This is a genomic window from Actinomyces qiguomingii (assembly GCF_004102025.1).
GTDB classification, from domain to species: Bacteria; Actinomycetota; Actinomycetes; order Actinomycetales; family Actinomycetaceae; genus Actinomyces; species Actinomyces qiguomingii.
On record NZ_CP025228.1, the window covers coordinates 213,597 to 234,399 of the forward strand.

The window sequence follows — 20,803 nt, forward strand, 5'->3', positions numbered from 1 at the left end:
GGTCGTCCTGGGCGACTCGGGCAGCGGCCGGTGGCCGTGCAGGCCCATGGCCCGCATCAGGCGCTCGACGGTGCAGCGGGCGCCGCATGTCCCAGCCCATGCCGCTCAGAGGCCTCAGGACGGCCCCCCATCGCGTGCATCTTCCTGGCGCCCAGCACGCAGTAGTTCTTCTCATGAACCCGCCCGGTTCTCGGCCTTGAGGGCCTGGTCGCGCCTACTCCTTGCCGATGGGGGACGGGACTTGGCCGCGCAAGTGGTGCTCGGGGCGATCTTGGTGCCTGACTGTGTCAGGACCTGGCAGTACCGGCACAGGCCCCGCAGCTCCTCCCTTGTGAGAATCGATGTACTCACAGATCAGCGGGACGGGCGGCCTGGCTCCGCCGCGAAAGACAACTGACGCGCTCCTCAATATCGCGTTCGCCCTGCGTAGCTCACGGCTTGCCGGCCTCCAGCTCCCGGATCCGCTCGGCATCGGATGTGGTGGTTCCCGGCCTGGAGCCTGCATCGACCTCGGCCTTCTTCACCCAAGTACGCAGCGCCTCAGGGGCGGGGCACCCAGCTCCTGGGCGATCCTCCAGGTTCGCCCCCTTAGACCTCTCCAGGTCCCGGCGGGCCCCTCCACAACCATCCGGGTAACCCGCCACCGGCAACTCCTCGGGATACTTCCATGGGTAGCACTCCCGGCAGTGACCCTTCAGTGCATTCACTGCCTCCATCAAACCCGGTGCAGTTCAACCAGCCCAAGGAAGGACCCCGCACCGCTACACCACACGCCCGTGGGTGGCACGATAGGACACCCGCGCGGGGCCTCTTTCCGGGCATGGTTTCTTTTGGCCGAAACCCATGCTGCCGGAAGGCTCCGCGTGCACCCACCAACAACACACCCACCTTCCCGCACCACCCCAACGATCCCCAACACCCCACCCCCAACCCTGATGAGAAAGGCTCACTGCAGCGTGGTACTATTAGCGAACAGCTCCCGGCTACAGCGCCGAAACAAGGTGCCAAGTTTCGCTGTTGCATGGCCGGACCCCGCCACTACGAGCGAAGGCAAAAGATGACCGTCTGTAAGCGTGATCCAGGCCATGTCTACCCTCCTCACAACACCGCCTGTCCATGGTGTAAGATAGCTTCCACTCATTCAGAGGCTGCAAATCATAGGACGCCTCAGTCGCCCAACGCTAAGCCTAGTCCATTTGAGGAAGTTATTTCCGGTGATGCGAGTCGATCAAAGAGGAACCACTTGTCGACGACGTCGCCTGCCTCTTCTTCGCGGTCCCCAAAGACTGAGAGGATCCCGTTACGCACTACTGTCTCAGAATTCGGGCAGTTTGCACTCGTTCTTGCAGGATTGTGGCTTTTTACTCCAGTTGTTGCATCATTCGGAACTCTGGTTTTAGGTGACCGCCTGATGAATGTAGTCTTTATGAATGGGGAGACAGGATCCACCGCGGGCGACGGCCCAGGAACTCTTTATGGAATGCTGGGGCGGGCAGTAGTCGCCGTATGGCTAGTCTGTCTCATTGCTCGCTTGTTGGTTCAGCGTAAATCCAATCGATATGATCCGTTTTCGGTGGGATGTGCGGGCGCTAGTGTTGGTTTGCTCTGCTTTATGTACCAACTTTATCAAGAGTCTCTCAAGCCGGAATCTTGGTACTTGGTGCCATTTGGATTCGCCGTGGGCTATGTTCTGGCTGCTTGTTTGACATGGTGGGACGCCCGTCGGCGTGCTCTAGGTCCAAGGGTGGCTGGATGAGAAGATAGATGAGCCGATATTCTCCGAGTTTAACGTTGCTTTATAGAGGGGTGTCCGCTGGGTTGGTGGTGATTGTAGACATGCATCTGGAGCTGACATGAGGGTGTGGGAGATTGTCAACACGGGCGTGTGGTGGGCGAGTGCTCGGACGGCTCGTTCCTGCCCGGGTTCGTTTGTCCATCGAATAGCCTCAAAGAACGAGCCGTCAGTTATGAATGCTAGTGTCGTGTTTTGTTAATTCCTGGACGGTTGGCTTTGGTGAGGATCTGTTCGGCGGTTTTGGTCCAGGTGAATGGGTGGGCGCGTTTGTTCCAGCCGGTGATGTAGGCGCGGAGCTTGTTGTTCAGGTCCTGCACGGACTTGAAGACGCCGCGGCGTATGGCCTGGCGCTCGATCAGGGAGAACCAGACCTCCACGAGGTTCATCCAGGAGGCGTGGGTGGGGGCGTGGTGGACATGTATGTGGGGGCGGCCCTCCAGCCAGGCGCGCACGTCCTTGTGCTTGTGGGTGGCGTAGTTGTCCATGACCAGGTGCAGCTGGACGCGTTCTCCGGTGTCCGGGTCGACGGCGTCCTTGTAGGCCCTGTCCACCTGCCGCAGGAAGGCAAGGAACTCCTCGTGGCGGTGGCGGGGCCTGGTGACGGCGGTGACCTTGCCGGTGGCGATCTCCAGCGCCGCGAACAGGGTGGTGGTGCCGTGCCGGACGTAGTCGCTGCTGCGGCGCTCGATCAGCCCGGGCTGCATGGGCAGGACCGGCATGGTGCGGTCCAGTGCCTGGATCTGGGACTTCTCGTCCACACACAGCACGATCGCGTTATCTGGCACGTCGGGGTTGGTGCCCAGGTACAGGCCGCAGATGTCGGTGACCTTGCCGACCAGCTCGGGAGGGTTATTCATGGGGTGTATGTGAAGGTGAGGGCGAGTACGGTGGTGATGGTTGTTGGGAAGGTTTGTATGGGTCGGCGGTAGCCGGTGTGTAGGACGCGCCAGGTTTTGAGGTTGGCGATGGTCCGTTCGGCCATGTAGCGGATGCGGTTGATCGAGGTGTTGAAGGCCTTGTCGGCCTCGTGCAGGGGCATCCCGGGTAACTTCTTGATGGGGGTGGTCATGCCCAGCCCGAGGTAGCCCTTATCCCCGATATGGAGGGCAGCGGTAGCGCCGTCGGGCAGGTGGTCGGGTGGGACGTCCAGCAGGCCGCTGGCCCGCAGCGCGGCGGCGTCATGCGTGGCTCCGGGTAGCGGGTCCGAGACCCAGGCGATCGCCCCGGAGGGGGTGCAGGCCACCTGTACGTTCAGCCCGGTGGTGCGGTACTTGCCGGAGAACAGGCCCGGGACACCCTTCCAGTCCCAGCACTTCAGCACGGTTCCGTCAATGATCAGGGTTTGGGTGGGATCCAGGTCCTCCACCGTGGGCACGCTGTCTCCCAGGGCGTGGGCGATCAGGGTGGTGTAGGCGCCGATGATGCGGGAGGCGGTGGGCTGGGAGATGTCGAAGATCTCGGCCAGCAGCTCCTGGCTGATGTTGTGGCGCAGCGCCATCACGGTCAGCTTCACGCGCTGGTACAGGCCCAGGACCCGGCTGCCGGCCACCGGCAGATCTCCCTGGTTGTGCAAGATGGCGCACAGGTCAGTGAGCTGGTGGGGGTCGAGTTTCGTGCTAGCGTTCATGGTGGCGGTCTGCTTTCTGAGAAGTTTGGACTATGACACCCAAAGCGTCTCAGGAGCAGGCCGTCCTAACCCTTACCCTCTATGCGCGTGTCGCGAATCACCCACACCCCCTATGAATAACCCTCCGGGATCGGTGGAGAACCGGAAGGACTGCTCCCGCCACGGCTTGATCCCGTAAGCCCTCCAGGCCCTGGCCACCGTCGCCGCCGACACTCCCAGCCGGGAGGCCAGCAGCCGGGTGGACCAGTGGGTGACCCCCAAGGACTTCGGGGGCGGGGTCAGCGTGGCGGTCACGACCGCGGCGTGGTCCACCTTGCGGGGCCGCCCCGGACGCCCGGCATCCTCCAGGCCGTCCATGCCCAGGCGCTGGTAGCGGTCCCGCCACGCGATCACCGTGGTACGCGAGGCGCCCACCCGCCGGGCGATCTCGGTGTTGGACACCCCGTCCGCGGCCAGCAGCACAATCCGCGCCCGCCGCACCAGCCCCGCCCGCGCACTGCGCGAGCGCACCAGCCCTTCCAGCTCACCACGATCACCCTCGCGCAGCACCACACCAGGAGCAGGACGATTAGCCATGCCCATCATCCCACCCAAACAACCGTTCAGGAATTAACGACACACGACACTAGCGCGAAGCTTGACCACTGCTAGCTGATGGACCAGGGGCCGGCCCCGGCCGCGGGGCATCTCACGTCGGCACGAGCGGGGGCGGGGCGCCGTCGTCGGTAGCATGAGGTGCCTCAGCTGAGCACACCCGGGAGGACCCCATGCCTGAGCCCATCAAGCTCATCGACCGCGTCCAGGCCATCAACTGGAACCGGCTCGTAGACGACAAGGACCTGGAGGTCTGGGACCGGCTCACCGGCAACTTCTGGCTCCCGGAGAAGGTGCCGCTGTCCAACGACGTCCAGTCCTGGGCCACGCTGAACCAGGCCGAGCAGAACATGACCACCCGCGTGTTCACCGGCCTGACCCTGCTGGACACCATCCAGGGGACCGTCGGTGCGGTCTCCCTCATCCCGGACGCCCGCACCCCGCACGAGGAGGCGGTGCTGACCAACATCGCCTTCATGGAGTCGGTGCACGCCCGCTCCTACTCCTCGATCTTCTCCACCCTGATCTCCACCGCCGAGATCGACGAGGCCTTCCGCTGGAGTGAGGAGAACGAGAACCTGCAGCGCAAGGCCCGCATCATCCTGGACTACTACCGCGGCGATGACCCGGAGAAGCGCAAGGTCGCCTCCACCATGCTGGAGTCCTTCCTGTTCTACTCCGGCTTCTACGCCCCCATGTACTGGTCGGCGCACGCCAAGCTCACCAACACCGCCGACCTGATCCGCCTGATCATCCGCGATGAGGCCGTGCACGGCTACTACATTGGCTACAAGTACCAGCTGGCCGTGCGCGAGGCCTCCCCCGAGCGCCAGGCCGAGCTGAAGGATTACACCATCGAGCTGCTCATGGAGCTGTACGACAACGAGGAGCAGTACACCGAGGACCTCTACGACGAACTCGGCCTGACCGAGGATGTGAAGAAGTTCCTGCGGTACAACGCCAACAAGGCGATGATGAACCTCGGCTACGAGGCGCTGTTCCCGGCCGACACCACCGACGTCAACCCGGCGATCCTCGCCGCGCTCTCCCCCAACGCGGACGAGAACCACGACTTCTTCTCCGGCTCCGGCTCCTCCTACGTCATCGGCACCGCGGAGGCCACCCAGGACGAGGACTGGGACTTCTGAGGGTGAGGACAGGGACCGCTGAGTCGGCTGAGCCGGCAGGTGGACTCCTGGGCCGGCGGCCAGGACGCCGTGCTTACGGCGACGACGCACCGTTACCCGGCCATGCCTGAACTCATGCCGGAGCGCCTCGTAGTGGAGGCGGAGATCGTCTCCCGCCCCGACTCCCTCCGGATCACGCGCCCCGACGCCGACGGTTGAGGAGCAGGTGGCGGCGGTTCTGGCCGCGGCGGAGGGAACGCCCGGGCTGGATTCGGTAACGCTCTGTGCCCGCAGGTGGCTCTCCGAGACGACGGACGGCCCGGACTCTTCCGGCAGTTGCGTGTCCTTCGACCTCGACGCCGACGGCGTCATCATCCCGGACACGCCCTACCCGCATGGGCGCGCCGACCCGGACGCCCTGTATGCGGCCGCGCAGGAGCTGCGCGAGAGAGCGCTAGCGACGCAGTTTCACGGCGCAGACGCCGTTGAAGGCCACCGAGAGGAGCATCAGCGGTAATCCCACGCCGGGTGTGGCGCCAACACTATTGGTGAGAGCCGCGTGGGACGCGATCAGTGCGAGTGGGGTGAGTGCCGTCATCAGCGCTATTGCGGCATCTACCCGGTCGCTGTTGGCTCCTACCCGTCCCAGGGCGCACAACCACAGCGTGATGGCCAGAGCAACGCCTACGGCCGCATGCAATTTCGCCGGTCCCAGGCTTTCCGGGCCGAAGAGCATCCCCGTCAGACCTAACGTACCCACGTCGCCCCTGCTATATCCGGTGGGGGCACGCAGATACCACGGGCTGATCGCCGCGCCGACCATGCAGGCCAGGCCCGCCCACAGCAGGGCACCGCGCAGTGTCTGATACAGGTAGCCGGCGGAAACCGGGCCGGTGGGATTGCCGGTGTTGGCTGTATTTGTCACGCCCTTAGATTACGGGATGGTGACGGGTGGTGTCTGTGTGATCGCAACGATGCGGCACCGGCGGTGTCTCGGCGCCCGGGGCCGGGGTCGTCTACTACGCCGGTTCGGGCTGTAGTACGCCGGTTAGGCGTTTGTTGAAGGGCTCCGGAGCCTTCAGCACAGGCCTAACCGGCGTAGTAAACACCGAAGGGGCGTGCCCAACGCGCCCTGCGGCCGCGCAGGAGTTGCGCGACTGAGCGCTAGCGGCGCAATTTCACGGCGCAGGCGCCGTTAACGGCCACCGAGAGAAGCATCAGCGGCATGCCTGCGTACGTGATGGTGGGCGAGGGCTGACGGCTCACTCGCCGTCGTCGGGCAGAACCCAGGCGCGGGAGGCGGCGAAGCCCACGCGCACAACATCACCCTCCGCGTGCACTGCGCTGACGTCGGGATCGGACTCCACGCAGACGATGGTGCCCACCTGGGTTTCCACCTCGTACTCCACGTGGTCGCCGTAGAACACGGCCGACAGCACCCGGCCCATGTCGCCCACGAGCTCACCCGCCCCGGCGGCGGCATCCTGCGCACCGACCGGCTCCAGGCGCACCGACTCCGGGCGCACCACCACGGTGACGGCGTCGCCGTCGCGCACGGCCTCATGGCAGGCGGCCTCGACGCCGCGCCCCAGTACCTGCACGCCGCATTTGCCCGCGGCCACGCCCTGCGCCCTCGCCTGCAGGAAGTTGGCGCGGCCGATGAAGTCCGCCACGAAGGTGGAGGCGGGCCGCCGGTAGATCTCCTCCGGGGTGGCCACCTGCTCGATCCGCCCGGCGTTCATCACCACGATCCGGTCGGACATGGTCATCGCCTCGGACTGGTCGTGGGTGACATAGATCGAGGTGATGCCCATGCGCTGCTGCAGACGGCGGATCTCCAGGCGCATGCGCACGCGCAGCTTCGCATCCAGGTTGGACAGCGGCTCGTCGAACAGCAGCACCTTGGGCTGGACCACCATGGCGCGCGCCAGCGCCACCCGCTGCTGCTGGCCGCCGGACAGCTCATTGGGGGCCCGGTCCGCCAGCGAGGTCAGGTTCATGGACGTGAGCGCCACGTCCACCTGCTCGCGCATTTCCGCCTCGGGCGTGCGCCGCAGCTTCAGACCGTAGCCGACGTTGTCACGCACGGAAAGGTGCGGGAACAGGGCGTAGGACTGGAACACCATGGACATGGGGCGCCGGTTGGGCGGCAGGGACACCATGTTCTGCCCGTCGAGGATGACCTGCCCCTCGGTGGTGTTCTCAAAGCCAGCGATCATGCGCAGCGTGGTGGTCTTGCCACAACCGGAGGGGCCCAGGAAGGTGATGAACTCCCCGGGGGCGACGTCCAGGCTCACCCCGTGCACGGCGTACACGTCCTTGCCGCGGTTCGAGAACACTTTGACGACGTCGCGCAACTCCAGGTGCCCGGTGGGGGCGTCCTTGCTTGCGGCGGAGTTGTCGGAGTGCTCGGTGGAGGTGGTGGTGGAAGTGGTCATGTGGGAGCCTCCTTGGCTCTCGCCCCATTGGCAGGGGCATGGCTGGTGCGGAATGGTTGGGAGGGACGACGACGCCGTCGTGCCCCGGTGCTGAACGGTTGCCTCAGCGCGGCTCCCGTCCCGCGCCGGTGCCGCGAATGAGCAGGTTCAGGCCGCCGATCACGGTCATCACGATCAGGATGAGGATGGTGCAGAAGGCGAAGGCGTTGCCGAATCGGCCCGCATCCACTTCCGCCAGGATCTGGGAGGTCATGATCTTGGTGTGCGGGGTGGTGATGAAGATGATCGGGGACAGCGTGGTCATGGAGCGGGCAAAGGCGTAGACCAGGCCGGTCAGGAAGGCCGGCCGGATCAGCGGCAGCGTCACCCGGCGGAAGGTTTGCGCGCCCGAGGCCCCCAACGACGTCGAGGCCTCGTCAATTGCCTTGTCGATCTGCTGCAGGGAGGCGATGCCGGAGCGCTGCCCGGCGGGCATGGACCGTGCCACGTACACCATCACAATGGCGACGGCGCCGCCCGCGATGGCGCTTCCGGTGGCGAGCGGGGGGATGATGTTGACGCCGAACAGCGCCACCGGACGGTTGAAGGTCACCAGGTAGCCGATACCGATGACCGTGCCCGGCACGGCCAGGCCCAGCATGCCCAGGAAGTCCACCACGGCGGCGCCGCGCCGCATGCGCACCACCACCAGCCAGGCCACGAGCATGCCCAAAATGCCCGCGATCGGGGTGGCGATCAGCGCCAAGATGGTGGTGTCGATCATTGACTCGTTGCCGATGCCGGACAGCAGGTACTCGAAGTGCCGCAGCGTGAAGGAGTTGTTCACGCCGAGGATCTCCACGAAGGCGCCCACCACCACGGCCGCGTACACCGTCACCACCAGCGCCAGCACCGCCACGGATACGGCCAGCAGGGGGATGCGGGCCACATTGGCGCGCAGCAGCTCGAAGGAGCCGGTCGGCTTGCCCGTCACCGTCACCGTGGAGGACCGGCCCGACCAGTACCGCTGCAGCAGGAAAACCAGCAGCGCAGGCACCAGCAGCACCAGGGAGTAGGCGGCCCCCGCCGCGATGTTGTACTCGCCGTTGATGGCGATGTAGGCGCGCGAGGCGAGCACCGTGTAGTCCCCGCCCAGCACCAGCGGATTGGCCAGGTCGGCGATCGCCTCGGTGAACAGCAGCAGGAACGAGGCTCCCAGGCCGGGCACCACCATAGGCAGCGTCACCGTACGGAAAACCGTGAACTTGGAGGCCCCTAGGGAAGCGGCCGCCTCCTCCATGGCCGGGTCGAGGCTGCGCAGCATGCCCACCAGGTTCATGTAGGCCACCGGGAAGAAGGATAGTGACAGCACCAGTGTCAGTCCCGGCAGGCCGTAGATGTTCCACTCCTGGCCCAGCAGCTGGGTGGAGATGATGCCGTTGCGGCCGAACAGGGTGATGGACGCCGTCGCCACCGCGAAGGGTGGGGAGACCACCGGCAGCAGGCAGATCAGGTGGAACAGGCGCTTGCCGCGGAAGGCCACCCGCACCTGCACATAAGCCAGCAGGAATCCCACCAGGGTGCCGATGGTGCCCACCACCGTGCCGAGCACCAGAGTGTTCAGGACGGTGGAGCGGTTGGTGCGGGAGGAGGCCAGCTTGCTGAGCACGGCCAGTCCGTCCGCGGAGAGGGCCTCGCCCAGCACACGGCCCAGCGGCAGCAGGACGAGCATCACCAGCACGATGAGCACGGCCACAAGGATCGTCGTGGTCACCGGATCCTGTTTGACGTGGGTGCGGCTGCGTCCGGAGGCCCGGGCGGGTGGGGCCTGGGTGAGGGAGGAGGCTGTCAGCGGTGTCGCGCTTGAGGTCATGAGTGGTCCTCTGAGTAGTCCTCGTTGAATTGGGTGCGGCGTCGGCCGGTGGTGTGGGCGGGACGACGGCGTTTGGGGCCGGTGAGGCGGCGCCGTCGGCCGGGGCTCCTTGGGCGCCGTCGGCCGGGGCTCCCGGGGCGGGGAGCGCGCCGGCCGACGGTGGTGCGCGTCGGGCCTACTCCTTTGGTTCGGCGGCGATCTCCTCGTCGAAGCGGGCAGTCAGGTCGGGCTTGGCATCGGCCGCGGCGGCGAAGTCATAGTCGATCAGGTTGATGTCGTCCAGGTTCGCCATCTTGTCGGAGGTGTCGGCGTCGGGGTTGGTCAGCACCTGGTAGGAGCCCACCGTCTGGCCGACGTTCTGCCCCTCGGCGGAGATGGCGAAGTCGATGTAGGCCTGGGCGGCCTCCTTGTGGCTGGAACCCGCCACCAGGGCGACGCCGCCGACCTCGTAGCCGGTGCCCTCCTCGGGGAAGGACACGACCAGGTCCGTCATGCCCTCCTCCTGGTACTTCACGCAGTCGTGGGAGAAGACCAGGCCGACGGCGGCCTCGCCGCGCCCGGCGATCTGGCCGGGGGCGGTTCCCGACTTGGAGTACTGCAGCACATTGTTGTGCATGCTCTTCATGTACTCCATGCCGGCGTCCTCGCCGCCCAGGCGCGTCACCTGGGTCCATAGGGTGGTGAAGGCGGTGCCGGAGGTTGAGGGTTGGGCCACGGAGATCTGGCCCTTCAGCTTCGTGTCGAGCAGGTCGTCCCAGGAGGTAGGGGTGTCCACTCCCAGCTTGTCCAACTGGGACTGGTTGGAGCAGAAGCCGAGCGCGCCGATGTATACGCCCGTCCAGTTGCCGTCGGGGTCCTTGTACTCGTCGGGGATCTTCTCTGCCTCGGGGGAGGTGTAGGGCTCGATCAGCCCCTGGTTTACGGCCTCGCCATAGCCGTCGACCGGGCCGCCGTGCCAGACGTCGAACTCGGGGTTGTCCTTGGCGGAGGCCAGACGGGCGACGGTCTCACCCGAGGACAGGCGCACGTAGGTGGCCTGGATGCCGGTCTGTTCGGTGAACTTGTCGGTCCAGGCCTGGCACAGATCCTCCATCGCGCCGCAGGCGATGGTGATCGGGCCCTCGGCGGATCCGCTGGCGGATGAGTCTGAGTCAGTGGTGCCGGCGCAGCCGGACAGGGCGAGTCCGCCGGCCATGACAGCCGTTAGCAGCGCGGTGCCGTACCGCGAGAAAGTACGCATGGGAGTGCCTTTCGGAATGTGTAGGGCGCAGCTGTGCGCCAAGTCACCACCATGATGCATGGCGCACGTTCCAGGGGCGATGGGGCGACGGTCGCGAACTGTGACAGGCGTGTCATTTTCGTCGCTCCGCACCACCCCCACCCGCCGAGGTCGACCGAACTCGGCAGTCATATCGACCGAACTCGGCAGTAACGTCGACCGAACTCGGCAGTCATATCGACCGAACTCGGCGGGTGGGGGTGGTGCGGCGAGGGTCAGTCCCGGTCCAAGGGAGGCATGCGGTAGCCGCGTCCGCGCACGGCCACGACAATGTCTGCGGGCACGTCATGCGCCTGCAGGTGACGGCGCAGCCGATAGATCGTCGTGCGTACCATTTCCCGCCCTCCGGATTCGTCGCTGGTGCCCCACACCTCGTTGAGCAGCTCCTGCCAGGTGACGACGGCGTCGCGGCGCCTGGCCAGGGCCGCCAGTAGACGAGACTCGGTGTCCGGCAGCGGCACGTTGCGCCCGGACCAGGATACGCGTCCGGTCTCCGTTGAGATCCGCAGGGGGCCGTTTGTTATTGGCGCGGGTCCAGTGCCGGAGCGGCGCGTGACGGCGCGCGCCCGCAGGGCCAGCTCTCGTGGGGAGAAGGGCTTAGTGACGTAGTCGTCGGCGCCGGCCTCCAAGCCGGCGATCCGGTCCGGCTCGTCGCGCATGGCCGTCAGCAGGATGATCGGGACTTGGTTGCCGGTGCCGCGCAGGCGCTGACACAGCTTCACCCCGGAGTCGCCGGGCAGCATCACATCCAAGACCACCAGGTCCACTGCGCGGGCGGAGAGCATCTCCCAGGCGGTCTGTGCGTCGGGCGCGGTCAGGCATTCAAATCCCTGTGTCTCCAGCGCAAAGGTGACCACATAGCGCATTTGCGGTTCGTCGTCGACGACCAGCGCCACGGGTTTGGTCAGTGGTGGCCCGACCTCCGGGTCATGCGTCATCGGATTTCTCCTTCACTTCCACGCTGCGGTGGTTGCGTGTCTGTGGGCGCACAGGTGCTGCGTCGTCCTGCGCCGCAATGGCGGGCGGGGTGTCATCCCCCACTGCGTCATCCCCCGCCACGTCCTGCGCTGCGCCAGACGGCGGGGTGTCGGGGCGCAGCGGCAGCGTCAGGTAGACGGTTGTGCCCCGGGTGGCGATCGTATCGATGAGTACGCGGCCGCCGTGCGCCTCCATGATCCGCTGCGTGACCATCATGCCCAGCCCGGCGCCACGGCTGGAGGGCGCCGTCAGGGGGTTGGAGGTCGCATAAGGGATGAAGGCCCGGCTGCGCTCCTGGCGGCTCATGCCCACGCCGTCGTCCATTACGGTGATGAGGGCGTCGTCGGTGTCCGCACTGATGTGCACAGTCACGGTGCCGCCGTCGGAGTGTCGCAGGGCGTTGGTCACCGTGTTGGCGACCGCCTGACGCAGCAGTCCGCGGTCGGCTTCGATGCGCACCGGCCGGCCGTGGCTCTCCAGGCGGATCGTGGTGTGGGCCGAGCGGCGCATCTCCTGGATGAGCTCGCGCACGAGTCCGCGCAGCTCCACGTGCTGTGTTCGCAAGGAGAGCACCTCGTGGTCCAGGCGGGCCTCGGTGAGGAAGTCCTCGGCCATCTGGGAGGCGTCACGGGCGTTGTCGAGGATTGTGGTGACGAAGCGGCGCTGCACCTCGTTCAGGTCTCCCGGCGTCTCCTCCGCGAGCAGTTCGGCGGAGGCGCTGATCAGGGCCAGGGGAGTGCGAATCTCGTGGGCGAGGATGTCCCGGGGGGTGGATCGGCGCTGCGCGGACTCCCGCAGGCGGGCGTTGTCACGGCGGGCGAGCAGCAGGTCCCGGCGCCAGTGCGCTGCGAGCACCGCGGCGATGACTGCTGCGGCGACCAGGATCCAGCCGACGGCCGCGTTCAGTAAGGTGCTCATGTCCCCATCATGCCCGGTTTGGCGCACCGCTCCCGGGCGGGGGTGTAACCGTGGGGAGGGGCTCGACGGTGGCCCCGGACCCGCCCGGTGGGAGCGGGGGCCGGGAGACCGACGATGGGACCCGTCGCCTTTGACGCGCCCCTTGCGGTGACCATGCCACTTTCTGGCGTGCCATTCTGTGATGGATGTCACTAAAATGTGTCGGGGGCGTAAGCAAATTTTTTCAGTCGCGGTTACATGGCCGAGATCGGGACCGAGGTCCTCTGACGCACGTTTAACCTACATGGGGCGCCGGCGGCGGTCGCCGACATGTCGCTGCGGGCCCGTCGTGCCGCGGAGGAACGGTGGTGGAACGACGATGGCCGGCTGGCCGGGGGTGAGTGCGCCCATGGCTGACAGACTCGGGCGCGGGTGACGCCGGGAGCTGCACCGCCACCGACCGGCGTCCGCATCGTGAGACTGGACTGTGACCCGACGGCGTCTCGCCTGAGAACGAGTCGCCGTCTATATGGCTACCCTGGGGCCGTGAGCCCGACTCCGCCATCTGAGCCGCACCCCGACCCGCTCGCCGAACAGCGCGTTGCCGTCGTCATCCCGGCCAAGGATGAGGCTGAACGCGTTGCGGCCACAGTGCGTGCCTGTCGGGCTATTCCCCGGGTGGACCTGGTCGTCGTCGTCGACGACGGTTCCACCGACGGCACTCAGGAGCATGCGCGCGCCGCCGGCGCCGTCACCGTCCGCCACGCCGTCTCACGGGGCAAGGCCTCCGCCCTGGAGACCGGTGCGAGCGTGGTGGCCATGCGCGACTACGAGGACGGCCCCGCGCGTCTGCTGCTGTTCATTGATGCGGATCTGGGTGATTCCGCCGCTGCCTGCGCCGAGCTGGTCCCGCCGATCGTCGACGGCGTGGCCGACATGTCCGTCGCCGTCCCCCCCAAGCAGGCCGGGGCCGGCGGGAAGGGGCGCGTAGTGCGCGCCGCCCGTTCAGCCATCTTCTCGGCGACCGGTTGGACTCCCGTGGCCCCGCTGTCGGGGCAACGCTGCATCACTCGTGCCGCCTATGAGGCGGCTTCTCCGCTCGCCGATGGCTGGGGGGTTGAGGTTGCGCTGAGTATCGACGTGCTGGTCGCCGGCATGACCGTCATTGAGGTGCCCTGCGACATCACCCACCGCGTCTCCCTTGACGACCGTGCCGGCCGAATACACCGTGCCGCCCAGTACAAGGACGTGCTGCGCGCCGTGGCCTCCCGCCGTCTGCGCCGCGTGCGTGTGCCCATGGACAAGCGGGTCGACGCCTTGCACGATCCGATGCCCTTCCGCGCCTACCGCGCCCGGGCGCAGGAGCGGTCATAAGCGTGCCTGGCAGCGGGGAGCCTCGGCGAATATCTGCGTATCTAGGAGCTTCAGCACTTCACCGCGGATTGACGCAAGGCCTCGGGGCCTTCGGCTTTCTCGCCGTCTGGTGCGATGATGTGGCAGAGCCGCTGGTCGACTCCCGGGCCGCATTCCAACAACGTGACCAGCGCCGGCAGCGCGGCAGCCAGTGAGAACAGCAGCATGGTTGCGCCGGAGTCGTTGACAACCATCTCCACCGCCATGAGCACCACCAGTGCCCGCAGCGCCGGCTCCAGCCAGGCGGGTGCGGGCGTAGCCGCCAGCCACGCATAGGGGCCGCGCCCAGACCTGGCAACTCGCACCGTGCGCCACAGCCACCACACGACGCCGATGGCGAATCCGACCCCTAACACGAGAGCCAGCAGTGCCAATGGGCTGGTGCGGAACGGGGCGATAAGCGCGTCCGCCTTGCGCATCAAGGTGCTGCCCGCGCTCCCGTCCAGTGTCTGGCGCACAAAGCCTCCCAGGTGGGTGCGTGAGCCGGTGGCGTAGTCCGCAAGCGCGAAGGCGACGACGACGCCCACACTCACTGCCGCGACGCCCAGCCAACGACGCGGCCCCAACCTCACCCCGGCCAGGCCCGCGGCCAGCGATACCAGCACCGGGATGAGCGTCAGCGCCCCACCGACGTCGGCACCCAGGAATGGGGCGCCGTCAACAACCAGGACGACCAGCCCCGGTAGGCCCACGGCGGCCGCCACCACCGGGAGCCGGCGCGAATGCCCGGCGGCAAGCCGCTGCGCGCCGGCGGCGAGCACCGCCACCAGCGCGCCCGCAGCCAGCGCGAAGGCCGTATTCGACACCCCGTAGAAACGTCCCGCAACCACCGCATTCATCCCCAGCGGCCCGTTGAATCCGAGTGGTGAGCCCGCGGCGGCGTCGGCCAGGATCACCACTGGACCGGTGGCGGCCAGCGCCAGCGCCGCACCCGACCGACCCAGGCGGTCCACTCGGGCCACCGCCCCCGCGCCGACGGCGAGCGCCAGTCCCCAGGCGGCTGCGGCCAGCACCGCCACCGCCGGCGCCCACGCCCCGGCCCGCCACCACGGCACCAGGTTGGCCAACCAGAGCCCGGCCGGCAGGGCGGTCACCCAGCGGGCCGCTGCGCCCAGCCAGGCACGCTCCCCGCAGCTCGGGTGGCGCAATGCCGCACCGACGGCGATCAGCAGGGCCAGCGCGGCCGCCAGCAGCACCAGGGTAACCGGGATTACGGCGCGGTTAGAGGCGACGGCGTGGACGGCGTCGTCGGCCAGCTCCGAGACGCGGTCGGTGTGCGCTGCAGAGGAGGAGTCGGGCGCGCTCGCGGAATCGGTGGGTGGGATCGGCGGGGCGCTCGGCAGCGTCAGCACACCACCGCCCAGGCCTGAGGCGGCAACGGCGCCGTCTCCGACGACGGCCGCCAGCAGCGTCGGCGCCAGGTCGGTCAGCTGAATGAGGCCGGGGCGGTGGGTGGTGGGGCCGACCAGGAGGCCATTGACGTTGCCGCGCGCAGAGCCGGTGTCGGCGGGCAGGATCGCCAGCTGGGGGGAGGGGTCGCGCGGGTCGGCAACGGATACGACGACGACGCGCACTCGGCCCGCCAGAGTCTCAAGCGCGCTCGCCAGTGCTATGACGGCCCGTGCCGCCGGGGCCTCGCCCGCGGTGGCACCGGTGGCACCGGCGGCACGCTCGGCGGCCGCGGAGGATGAAGAGCCGGTGATGAGGCCGACGTCCATGAGGTCTATGAGAGTCAGATCGGGCAGCTGGCCGTCGGCGGTAGTCGACACGGTGGTGGGGTCGAGCGTCGCGGGCGGTCCGTCCTGCGTGGTCAGTGCCAGCACGGCGCCGTTCCCCACGGCGGCGTAGCTCGCCCCACCCGCCTCCAGCGCCTGCGCCAGCGCGCCCGGCTGGGCGCCGTAACCGTCGGCGGTGGCCAGCCGGGCCGCCTCCTCCCAGGTGGAGTCGGCGCACGCAGCCGTATCCCGGGTGTTTCGGTGGAAGGCGCGGGCGCGTGTCCCGGTTCCGAGCGTCAGCCAGCCATCCGCCGGGCAGGTGTCCTCCCCGATCGTGCGTTGAACCAGGTTGACCGGGGTGTTCTTCTCCGCGTAGTTCAGCACCGAGGCGGCCGCCGCGGAGACCCGGGCGTCGGCGTCTCCCGACAGCTCACGCAGCTTCTGCCAGGACAGGCCGTCCACCCCCAGCACCACCAACGGCGCGCTTCGCCCGTCGGCGGCCGAAGCGGCCCCTGTTGCGGCCCCGGGCTCCGGCGATGAGGAGGTGGAGGATGCGGCAGCCGCGTCCGGCACGGCCGTTTCCACAACCCCTGTAGCCCCGATAGTGCCAACGATCCCCATGAACAGTGCCACCGCCACCACCCATACCGCGGCCCGACGCGGAGGTTGTCGCCGGGCATACGCGGGTTGGCTCATGCCGCCAGCCTACGTGGAGCATCGCGACCGCCGGTCGACTCCGGGGTAACCGGCCGTTCCGTTTCGGCTGTGTTCGCCGAGTTCGGTAGATATGACCGTCGAGTTCGGTAGATATGACCGCCGAGTTCGGTAGATATGACCGTCGAGTTCGGTAGATATGACCGTCGAGTTCGGTAGATATAACCGCCGAGTTCGGTAGATATAACCGCCGAGTTCGGTAGATATGACCGCCGAGTTCGGTAGATATGACCGTCGAGTTCGGTAGATATGACCGTCGAGTTCGGTCGGTGGGCCGGCGGGCCCGGGGGAAGCGTCCAGATCCGGCCCGACCGGCACGGGCGTCTTGGCCGATGAACCGGGCCCGCATCCCAGCCAGGCTGGCATTCCAGCCAGGCCGGCTCCCGACCGCGGCAGCGCCCTCTACAGCACCTCAACCGTCGACCACAGGCGCACCTGCACCATCCGCCACCACCGACAACCACATCAAACCAGACAACCGCACCAACCCAACCAACACCCCACACCCCCAAACCGGAAGAGCCAGATAACCTGGGCCCATGACGTCTCCAGCCCCAACCTGGTCCTTCCTCGGCCCCGGCGGCACCTTCTGCGAAACCGCCCTGCGGCAGGTGGCCCCCCGCGACGTCGTCCTAGACCCCTGCCAGGACGTCCCCACCGCCCTGGACCGGGTGCGGGAACGCTCCGCCGTCGCCGCCGTCGTCCCCATTGAGAACTCCGTGGAGGGCGGCGTGAATGCCACACTCGACAACCTCGTGGCCGGCGCACCCTTGGTGATAGCAGCGGAAATGGCCGTGCCCATCACCTTCGTGCTGGCCGGGCGCCAGGGCACGCGTCTGGAGGACGTGCGCGCCATCTCCACCCACCCGCATGCCTGGGCGCAGTGCCGCGGCTGGGTGCACCAGCATCTGCCGGATGCGGTCTATGTTGAGGGCAGCTCCACCTCCGCGCCCGCCCGCGCCCTGGCTCAGGCCGACGACGCCGCGGCCGCCGCCCTGGACTACCAGGCGGTTCTGTGCAACCCGCTTGCCGCCGAGCAGTACCACCTGAACATCATCGCCGGGGGAGTGGCGGACAATCCCGAGGCCGTCACCCGCTTCGTGAAGGTCTCCCGACCCGGACGAGTCGGTGAGCCGACCGGTGCCGACAAGACCACCCTGCTGGTGCAGCTGCCGCACAACCGGGCCGGCGCCTTGCTGGACATGCTCGAACAGTTCAGCGTCCGCGGCGTGAACCTCACGCGCATCGAGTCCCGACCCGTCGGCGACTCTCTGGGCCGCTACCGCTTCTCCATCGACGTGGAGGGACACATCCGCGACGAGCGCGTGCAGGCGGCCTTCATCGGTCTGCACCGCACCTGCCCATTCCTGCGTTTTCTCGGCTCCTATCCGCGTCTGGACTCCCTGCCGGTGGTGGTACCCGCGGGCACGAGCGACAAGGACTTCGTCGTGGCCCGCTCCTGGGTGGCAGACGTGCTGGACGGACGCACCCTCTGAAGGAGGTGACGGGCGCTTAAGGGCGCCGCACCCTGAGCTATGCGGGGCGCCGCACCCTGAGCTATGCGGGGCGCCGCACCCTCAGGGCCCCGGCCTGGAGGCGGGCACGGATTCCGCGCGTGGGGGCCACCAGGTCCCCGTCGATCTCCACCGCGGTGGCTCTATCCAACCTCACCGTCACTTCGTGTCCGCGCCGCAGGAGCACCTGGGCGGCACGTCCCTGCGAGTAGGTGGCCGGATGCGGCGGCAGCACCTGGCGTGCCAACGACGCCCACCCCCACAGGCCGTACTGCGTGTCTATGGCCGCGACGTCGAGCATGCCGTCATCCAGGCGCGCATCGGGCAGCAGCGTGATACCGGCCGGCAGTCGCCCGCCGTTGGCGATCAGCAGTGTGCGGGCCGTCATCCGCTCGGTGCGCACAGGCCAAGATGATGCAGGCGGCGATTCGGGCGTCACACGGGCATGGAACCCGGCGTCGTCGGAGATCTGTGCGACGGCGGCCAAGGTGGCGTCCTTGATCCCCAGAACCAGGTCCATGCGGCGTCGCCCCAGGTTCTCCAGTGCAGCGATCCCGTACGCGCCCCAGCTCAGACGCTCCTTCAAAGCCGGCCGCGTGGAGGCGACCAGGCCGGCGTCGAAGCCGATGCCGGCCACCACTAGGCAGGCATGCTCCCCACCCAGGGTCGGCCGCGCCCATCCCTGCGGCGGTTCGGCGATGTCCGCGGCATGGCTACCGGCTTGGGCGGGGGCTGCTTCCGGGCCGGCGTCGCCACAAGTTTTCCCCCCGCCGTCGGGACCTTGGGCGTTGGCGCCGGGAGTATCAGTCCCGCCGTCGGATTGCAGCGGACCCGTGTGCCCAACGGCCTCGGTGCGCACCCACAACAGGTCGGTCGGCGCCGCCCGGCCGGAGGCGGCGATGCGCGCGAGTTCCGCGTGGTTGCGCAGCGGCAGGCCGAGATTGCGGGCGGCCAGATTGGCGGTCCCCAGCGGCATGATCCCCATCTCGGCGTCGGTTCCAGCCACCCCTGCGGCGACGGATCGCACCGTGCCGTCCCCGCCCGCGGCAACCACCAGCTGAGCGCCGGAGGCGACCGCCAACCGGGCCTGGGTGGCGCCGGTCTCTCGGGTGGAGGTCTCCAACCAGATGGTGCTGTAGCCGGCCTGATGCAGCGCATCGGCAATCGCCTGCCGGACGGGGCGTGTGATCGCCGGCTTGGCGGGATTGATGACGACGGCGGCAATGGGTGCCGGGTTGGGGCCGGCGGTCATGCGGTCAAGGCTACCGGTGCGGTTGTGTCGGCGCCCGGATACAGGGACTTTTGGTTCTGAGATGTGGCATGGGAAGGCCGTGGACGAACGGATGACCGCGAGGTCGGGGTTCCCGGGACGGAGGCCGCCTGATCCTCAAGCAGATGACCACCGGCTGCGTCCTTTACCTGCCGGAGACGGTTCTTCCGGTTCGGGGGCGTGGCGGCCGGGTGGGGCTGGTGGTTCTAGGCGGGGGCATGGGGACCCGCGCAGGCGTGTCGGCCGTGCGGAACGGACCGGCGCAGGAGAGCACACCGACGGCGGAACACCGGCAACTCCCGCCGACCCGCGCCGTCACGCCCGAGGGCGCCGGCAGTCGCCGGCCCCGCCGGTCGGATGTCCAGGTTCGGTGCCGCCGCCATATCGACCGACCTCGGTGGTTATTTCGACCGAACTCGGTGGTTATATCGACCGAACTCGGTGGTTGGGGGGCATCAGGGAGTGTTGCCGCGGGCGCTGGGCAGGTTGCGGGCGCCGGGCAGGCCGGCGCGCCGGGCCAGGTTGGTGATGACTTCGGCGAGGCGGGAGAAGTCGGCGCCGCGGGAGGAGGAGCGGCGGTGAGCCATGCCGATGCGCCGAGTAGGCGCCGGGGCGGCGAAGCGGGCGATGGCGTACTCAGTTCCGGCGAGCAGACTCAAGGCGCCTTCCGGGACCACCGTCACGCCGACGCCGTGGGACACCATCTGCACCACCGTGGACAGGGTGGTGGCGACGGCGGTCGGCGGGTTGGCGCCGTAGCGTTGACACAGGGCCAGAGTCTGGTCGCGTAGACAGTTGTCCTCGTCGAGCAGGAGCAGCCGCTGCTCGTCCAGCTCGGTGGGAGCGACATCGTCGCGGCCCGCCCAGGCGTGGTCCGCTGGGACAAGGATGACCAGTGGCTCGCTGAACATGGGTATGGCCGTGGCGCGGCGCAGATCGACATCAATGGTGATGATTGCGGCATCCAGGCGGCCCTGCCCCAGCATATCGAGCAGATCGCCGGTGACCATTTCCCGCAGTTCGGGATTCAGCAGCGGCAGCTCGTGACCCAGGCCATCCAGCACGAGTGGTACCAGGTAGGGGGCGAGAGTGGGGATGACGCCCAGGCGCAGGGTGCCGGCCAGGGCGGCCCCCTGGTTGGTGACTGCCTCGTTGAAGGCTTCGGCCGCGAGCACGGCTTCGCGGGCGTAGGGCAGCAGGGCCTGGCCGAGCGGCGTTACCAGCACCCGGCGCGTGGTGCGCTCGACGAGTTCCCCGTCCACGCGCTTCTCCAGTGCGGTGATCGCCTGGGACAGGCTGGGTTGGCTCACCCCTAAGGCGGATGCCGCCTCGCCGAAGTGCTGGTGATCGCACAGGGCGACGAAGGACCTCAACTGGGAGAAGGACGGGGGAGTGGTGCTGGACATGGTGGGTCCTGAATCCGTAGACGGTGGCCCGGCCGGATGAGCCGGGTGGGTAAGGGATCGGTTTATCGGTATTAACTCTAGATCACGTCCGGATGGATTACATCCGTTGGGCGGGGAGTGGTCTGTTAGGGAGAGGGGGTACACCGGCTCGTGGTGCGCGTGTCGACAGCGGTTGCGCGGTGCC

At 67.9% G+C, this 20,803-nt stretch carries 17 protein-coding genes and 1 pseudogene; 5 read left to right on the forward strand and 13 right to left on the reverse strand.

The genetic code is table 11. The annotated features are described in order from the left end of the window. Positions 1 to 431: 431 nt before the first annotated feature. The 4 genes and pseudogenes from CWT10_RS00950 to CWT10_RS00965 all read right to left on the reverse strand — a co-directional run bounded on the left by CWT10_RS00950 (position 432) and on the right by CWT10_RS00965 (position 3,998). Entirely contained in the window at positions 432 to 707 is a 276-nt protein-coding gene (locus CWT10_RS00950) for a hypothetical protein (RefSeq protein WP_128683196.1), read from the reverse strand. A gap of 1,267 nt (positions 708 to 1,974) precedes the next feature. Beyond that, a pseudogene (locus CWT10_RS00955) lies at positions 1,975 to 2,640 on the reverse strand (IS630 family transposase); the annotation flags it as partial. 8 nt (positions 2,641 to 2,648) lie between these two features. Continuing rightward, positions 2,649 to 3,422: a transposase family protein gene (locus CWT10_RS00960; RefSeq protein WP_103062924.1), complete on the reverse strand. Its 774-nt coding sequence runs from the start codon at positions 3,420 to 3,422 to the stop codon at positions 2,649 to 2,651. Positions 3,423 to 3,494: 72 nt separating this feature from the next. Next, positions 3,495 to 3,998, reverse strand: coding sequence for a helix-turn-helix domain-containing protein (locus CWT10_RS00965; RefSeq protein ID WP_158247632.1), 504 nt, complete (start codon positions 3,996 to 3,998; stop codon positions 3,495 to 3,497). Between the two features lie 191 nt (positions 3,999 to 4,189). Here CWT10_RS00965 and nrdF point away from each other — a divergent pair, with 191 nt between their 5' ends. Genes nrdF through CWT10_RS00975 form a run of 3 tightly spaced genes read left to right on the forward strand, consistent with a single transcriptional unit; the run spans position 4,190 to position 5,660 of the window. Continuing rightward, positions 4,190 to 5,164 (forward strand): class 1b ribonucleoside-diphosphate reductase subunit beta, encoded by a 975-nt coding sequence (gene nrdF, locus CWT10_RS00970; protein ID WP_103062926.1) that lies wholly within the window; start codon positions 4,190 to 4,192, stop codon positions 5,162 to 5,164. 39 nt (positions 5,165 to 5,203) lie between these two features. Beyond that, positions 5,204 to 5,362, forward strand: coding sequence for a hypothetical protein (locus CWT10_RS16710; protein WP_158247633.1), 159 nt, complete (start codon positions 5,204 to 5,206; stop codon positions 5,360 to 5,362). A gap of 7 nt (positions 5,363 to 5,369) precedes the next feature. Then, positions 5,370 to 5,660 (forward strand): hypothetical protein, encoded by a 291-nt coding sequence (locus CWT10_RS00975; protein ID WP_103062927.1) that lies wholly within the window; start codon positions 5,370 to 5,372, stop codon positions 5,658 to 5,660. Here the strand turns inward: CWT10_RS00975 and CWT10_RS00980 are convergent. The 6 genes from CWT10_RS00980 to CWT10_RS01010 form a co-directional block, all read right to left on the reverse strand. Then, positions 5,598 to 6,068: a hypothetical protein gene (locus CWT10_RS00980; protein ID WP_128683197.1), complete on the reverse strand. Its 471-nt coding sequence runs from the start codon at positions 6,066 to 6,068 to the stop codon at positions 5,598 to 5,600. The two genes, CWT10_RS00975 and CWT10_RS00980, sit on opposite strands and share 63 nt — an antisense overlap. Positions 6,069 to 6,405: 337 nt before the next feature. Then, positions 6,406 to 7,581, reverse strand: a complete 1,176-nt coding sequence (locus CWT10_RS00985) for an ABC transporter ATP-binding protein (protein ID WP_103062928.1) — start codon at positions 7,579 to 7,581, stop codon at positions 6,406 to 6,408. Positions 7,582 to 7,684: 103 nt separating this feature from the next. Beyond that, complete coding sequence (locus CWT10_RS00990; protein WP_103062929.1) at positions 7,685 to 9,433, reverse strand: ABC transporter permease; 1,749 nt, start codon at positions 9,431 to 9,433, stop codon at positions 7,685 to 7,687. Positions 9,434 to 9,608: 175 nt separating this feature from the next. Next, positions 9,609 to 10,673, reverse strand: coding sequence for an ABC transporter substrate-binding protein (locus tag CWT10_RS01000; protein ID WP_103062931.1), 1,065 nt, complete (start codon positions 10,671 to 10,673; stop codon positions 9,609 to 9,611). A gap of 254 nt (positions 10,674 to 10,927) precedes the next feature. Then, the gene (locus CWT10_RS01005) at positions 10,928 to 11,650 is read right to left on the reverse strand and encodes a response regulator transcription factor (protein WP_103062932.1); all 723 of its coding nucleotides are present in this window, start codon (positions 11,648 to 11,650) and stop codon (positions 10,928 to 10,930) included. Further along, entirely contained in the window at positions 11,640 to 12,608 is a 969-nt protein-coding gene (locus tag CWT10_RS01010) for a sensor histidine kinase (RefSeq protein ID WP_103062933.1), read from the reverse strand. The genes CWT10_RS01005 and CWT10_RS01010 overlap by 11 nt, the downstream gene beginning before the upstream one ends. Positions 12,609 to 13,133: 525 nt before the next feature. Between CWT10_RS01010 and CWT10_RS01015 the strand changes: the two genes are divergently transcribed. After that, the gene (locus CWT10_RS01015) at positions 13,134 to 13,961 is read left to right on the forward strand and encodes a glycosyltransferase (RefSeq protein WP_103062934.1); all 828 of its coding nucleotides are present in this window, start codon (positions 13,134 to 13,136) and stop codon (positions 13,959 to 13,961) included. A 50-nt stretch (positions 13,962 to 14,011) separates the two neighbouring features. On the opposite strand, the gene CWT10_RS01020 is transcribed toward CWT10_RS01015, so the two are convergent. After that, on the reverse strand, positions 14,012 to 16,411 hold the full coding sequence (locus CWT10_RS01020) for a hypothetical protein (protein WP_128683199.1): 2,400 nt from the start codon (positions 16,409 to 16,411) through the stop codon (positions 14,012 to 14,014). Between the two features lie 557 nt (positions 16,412 to 16,968). On the opposite strand from CWT10_RS01020, the gene pheA reads away from it, so the two are divergent. After that, positions 16,969 to 17,925, forward strand: a complete 957-nt coding sequence (gene pheA / locus CWT10_RS01025; RefSeq protein WP_103062936.1) for a prephenate dehydratase — start codon at positions 16,969 to 16,971, stop codon at positions 17,923 to 17,925. A 61-nt stretch (positions 17,926 to 17,986) separates the two neighbouring features. On the opposite strand, the gene CWT10_RS01030 is transcribed toward pheA, so the two are convergent. Both CWT10_RS01030 and CWT10_RS01035 read right to left on the reverse strand, forming a co-directional pair. Beyond that, positions 17,987 to 19,195: a diacylglycerol/lipid kinase family protein gene (locus CWT10_RS01030; RefSeq protein ID WP_103062937.1), complete on the reverse strand. Its 1,209-nt coding sequence runs from the start codon at positions 19,193 to 19,195 to the stop codon at positions 17,987 to 17,989. Positions 19,196 to 19,668: 473 nt separating this feature from the next. Continuing rightward, positions 19,669 to 20,619 carry a hydrogen peroxide-inducible genes activator gene (locus CWT10_RS01035; protein WP_103062938.1) on the reverse strand — a complete coding sequence of 317 codons (951 nt, stop codon included), beginning with the start codon at positions 20,617 to 20,619 and terminating at the stop codon, positions 19,669 to 19,671. Positions 20,620 to 20,803 lie beyond the last annotated feature (184 nt).

Excerpts from the sequence above, each read along its gene's own strand:
- pheA (WP_103062936.1), top strand. The coding sequence starts at position 16,969 with ATGACGTCTCCAGCCCCAACCTGGTCCTTCCTCGGCCCCGGCGGCACC.
- CWT10_RS00960 (WP_103062924.1), bottom strand. The coding sequence starts at position 3,422 with ATGAACGCTAGCACGAAACTCGACCCCCACCAGCTCACTGACCTGTGC.
- CWT10_RS01005 (WP_103062932.1), bottom strand. The coding sequence starts at position 11,650 with ATGACGCATGACCCGGAGGTCGGGCCACCACTGACCAAACCCGTGGCG.
- CWT10_RS00985 (WP_103062928.1), bottom strand. The coding sequence starts at position 7,581 with ATGACCACTTCCACCACCACCTCCACCGAGCACTCCGACAACTCCGCC.
- CWT10_RS01020 (WP_128683199.1), bottom strand. The coding sequence starts at position 16,411 with ATGAGCCAACCCGCGTATGCCCGGCGACAACCTCCGCGTCGGGCCGCG.
- CWT10_RS01000 (WP_103062931.1), bottom strand. The coding sequence starts at position 10,673 with ATGCGTACTTTCTCGCGGTACGGCACCGCGCTGCTAACGGCTGTCATG.
- nrdF (WP_103062926.1), top strand. The coding sequence starts at position 4,190 with ATGCCTGAGCCCATCAAGCTCATCGACCGCGTCCAGGCCATCAACTGG.
- CWT10_RS01010 (WP_103062933.1), bottom strand. The coding sequence starts at position 12,608 with ATGAGCACCTTACTGAACGCGGCCGTCGGCTGGATCCTGGTCGCCGCA.
- CWT10_RS00965 (WP_158247632.1), bottom strand. The coding sequence starts at position 3,998 with ATGGCTAATCGTCCTGCTCCTGGTGTGGTGCTGCGCGAGGGTGATCGT.
- CWT10_RS01030 (WP_103062937.1), bottom strand. The coding sequence starts at position 19,195 with ATGACCGCCGGCCCCAACCCGGCACCCATTGCCGCCGTCGTCATCAAT.
- CWT10_RS00990 (WP_103062929.1), bottom strand. The coding sequence starts at position 9,433 with ATGACCTCAAGCGCGACACCGCTGACAGCCTCCTCCCTCACCCAGGCC.
- CWT10_RS01035 (WP_103062938.1), bottom strand. The coding sequence starts at position 20,619 with ATGTCCAGCACCACTCCCCCGTCCTTCTCCCAGTTGAGGTCCTTCGTC.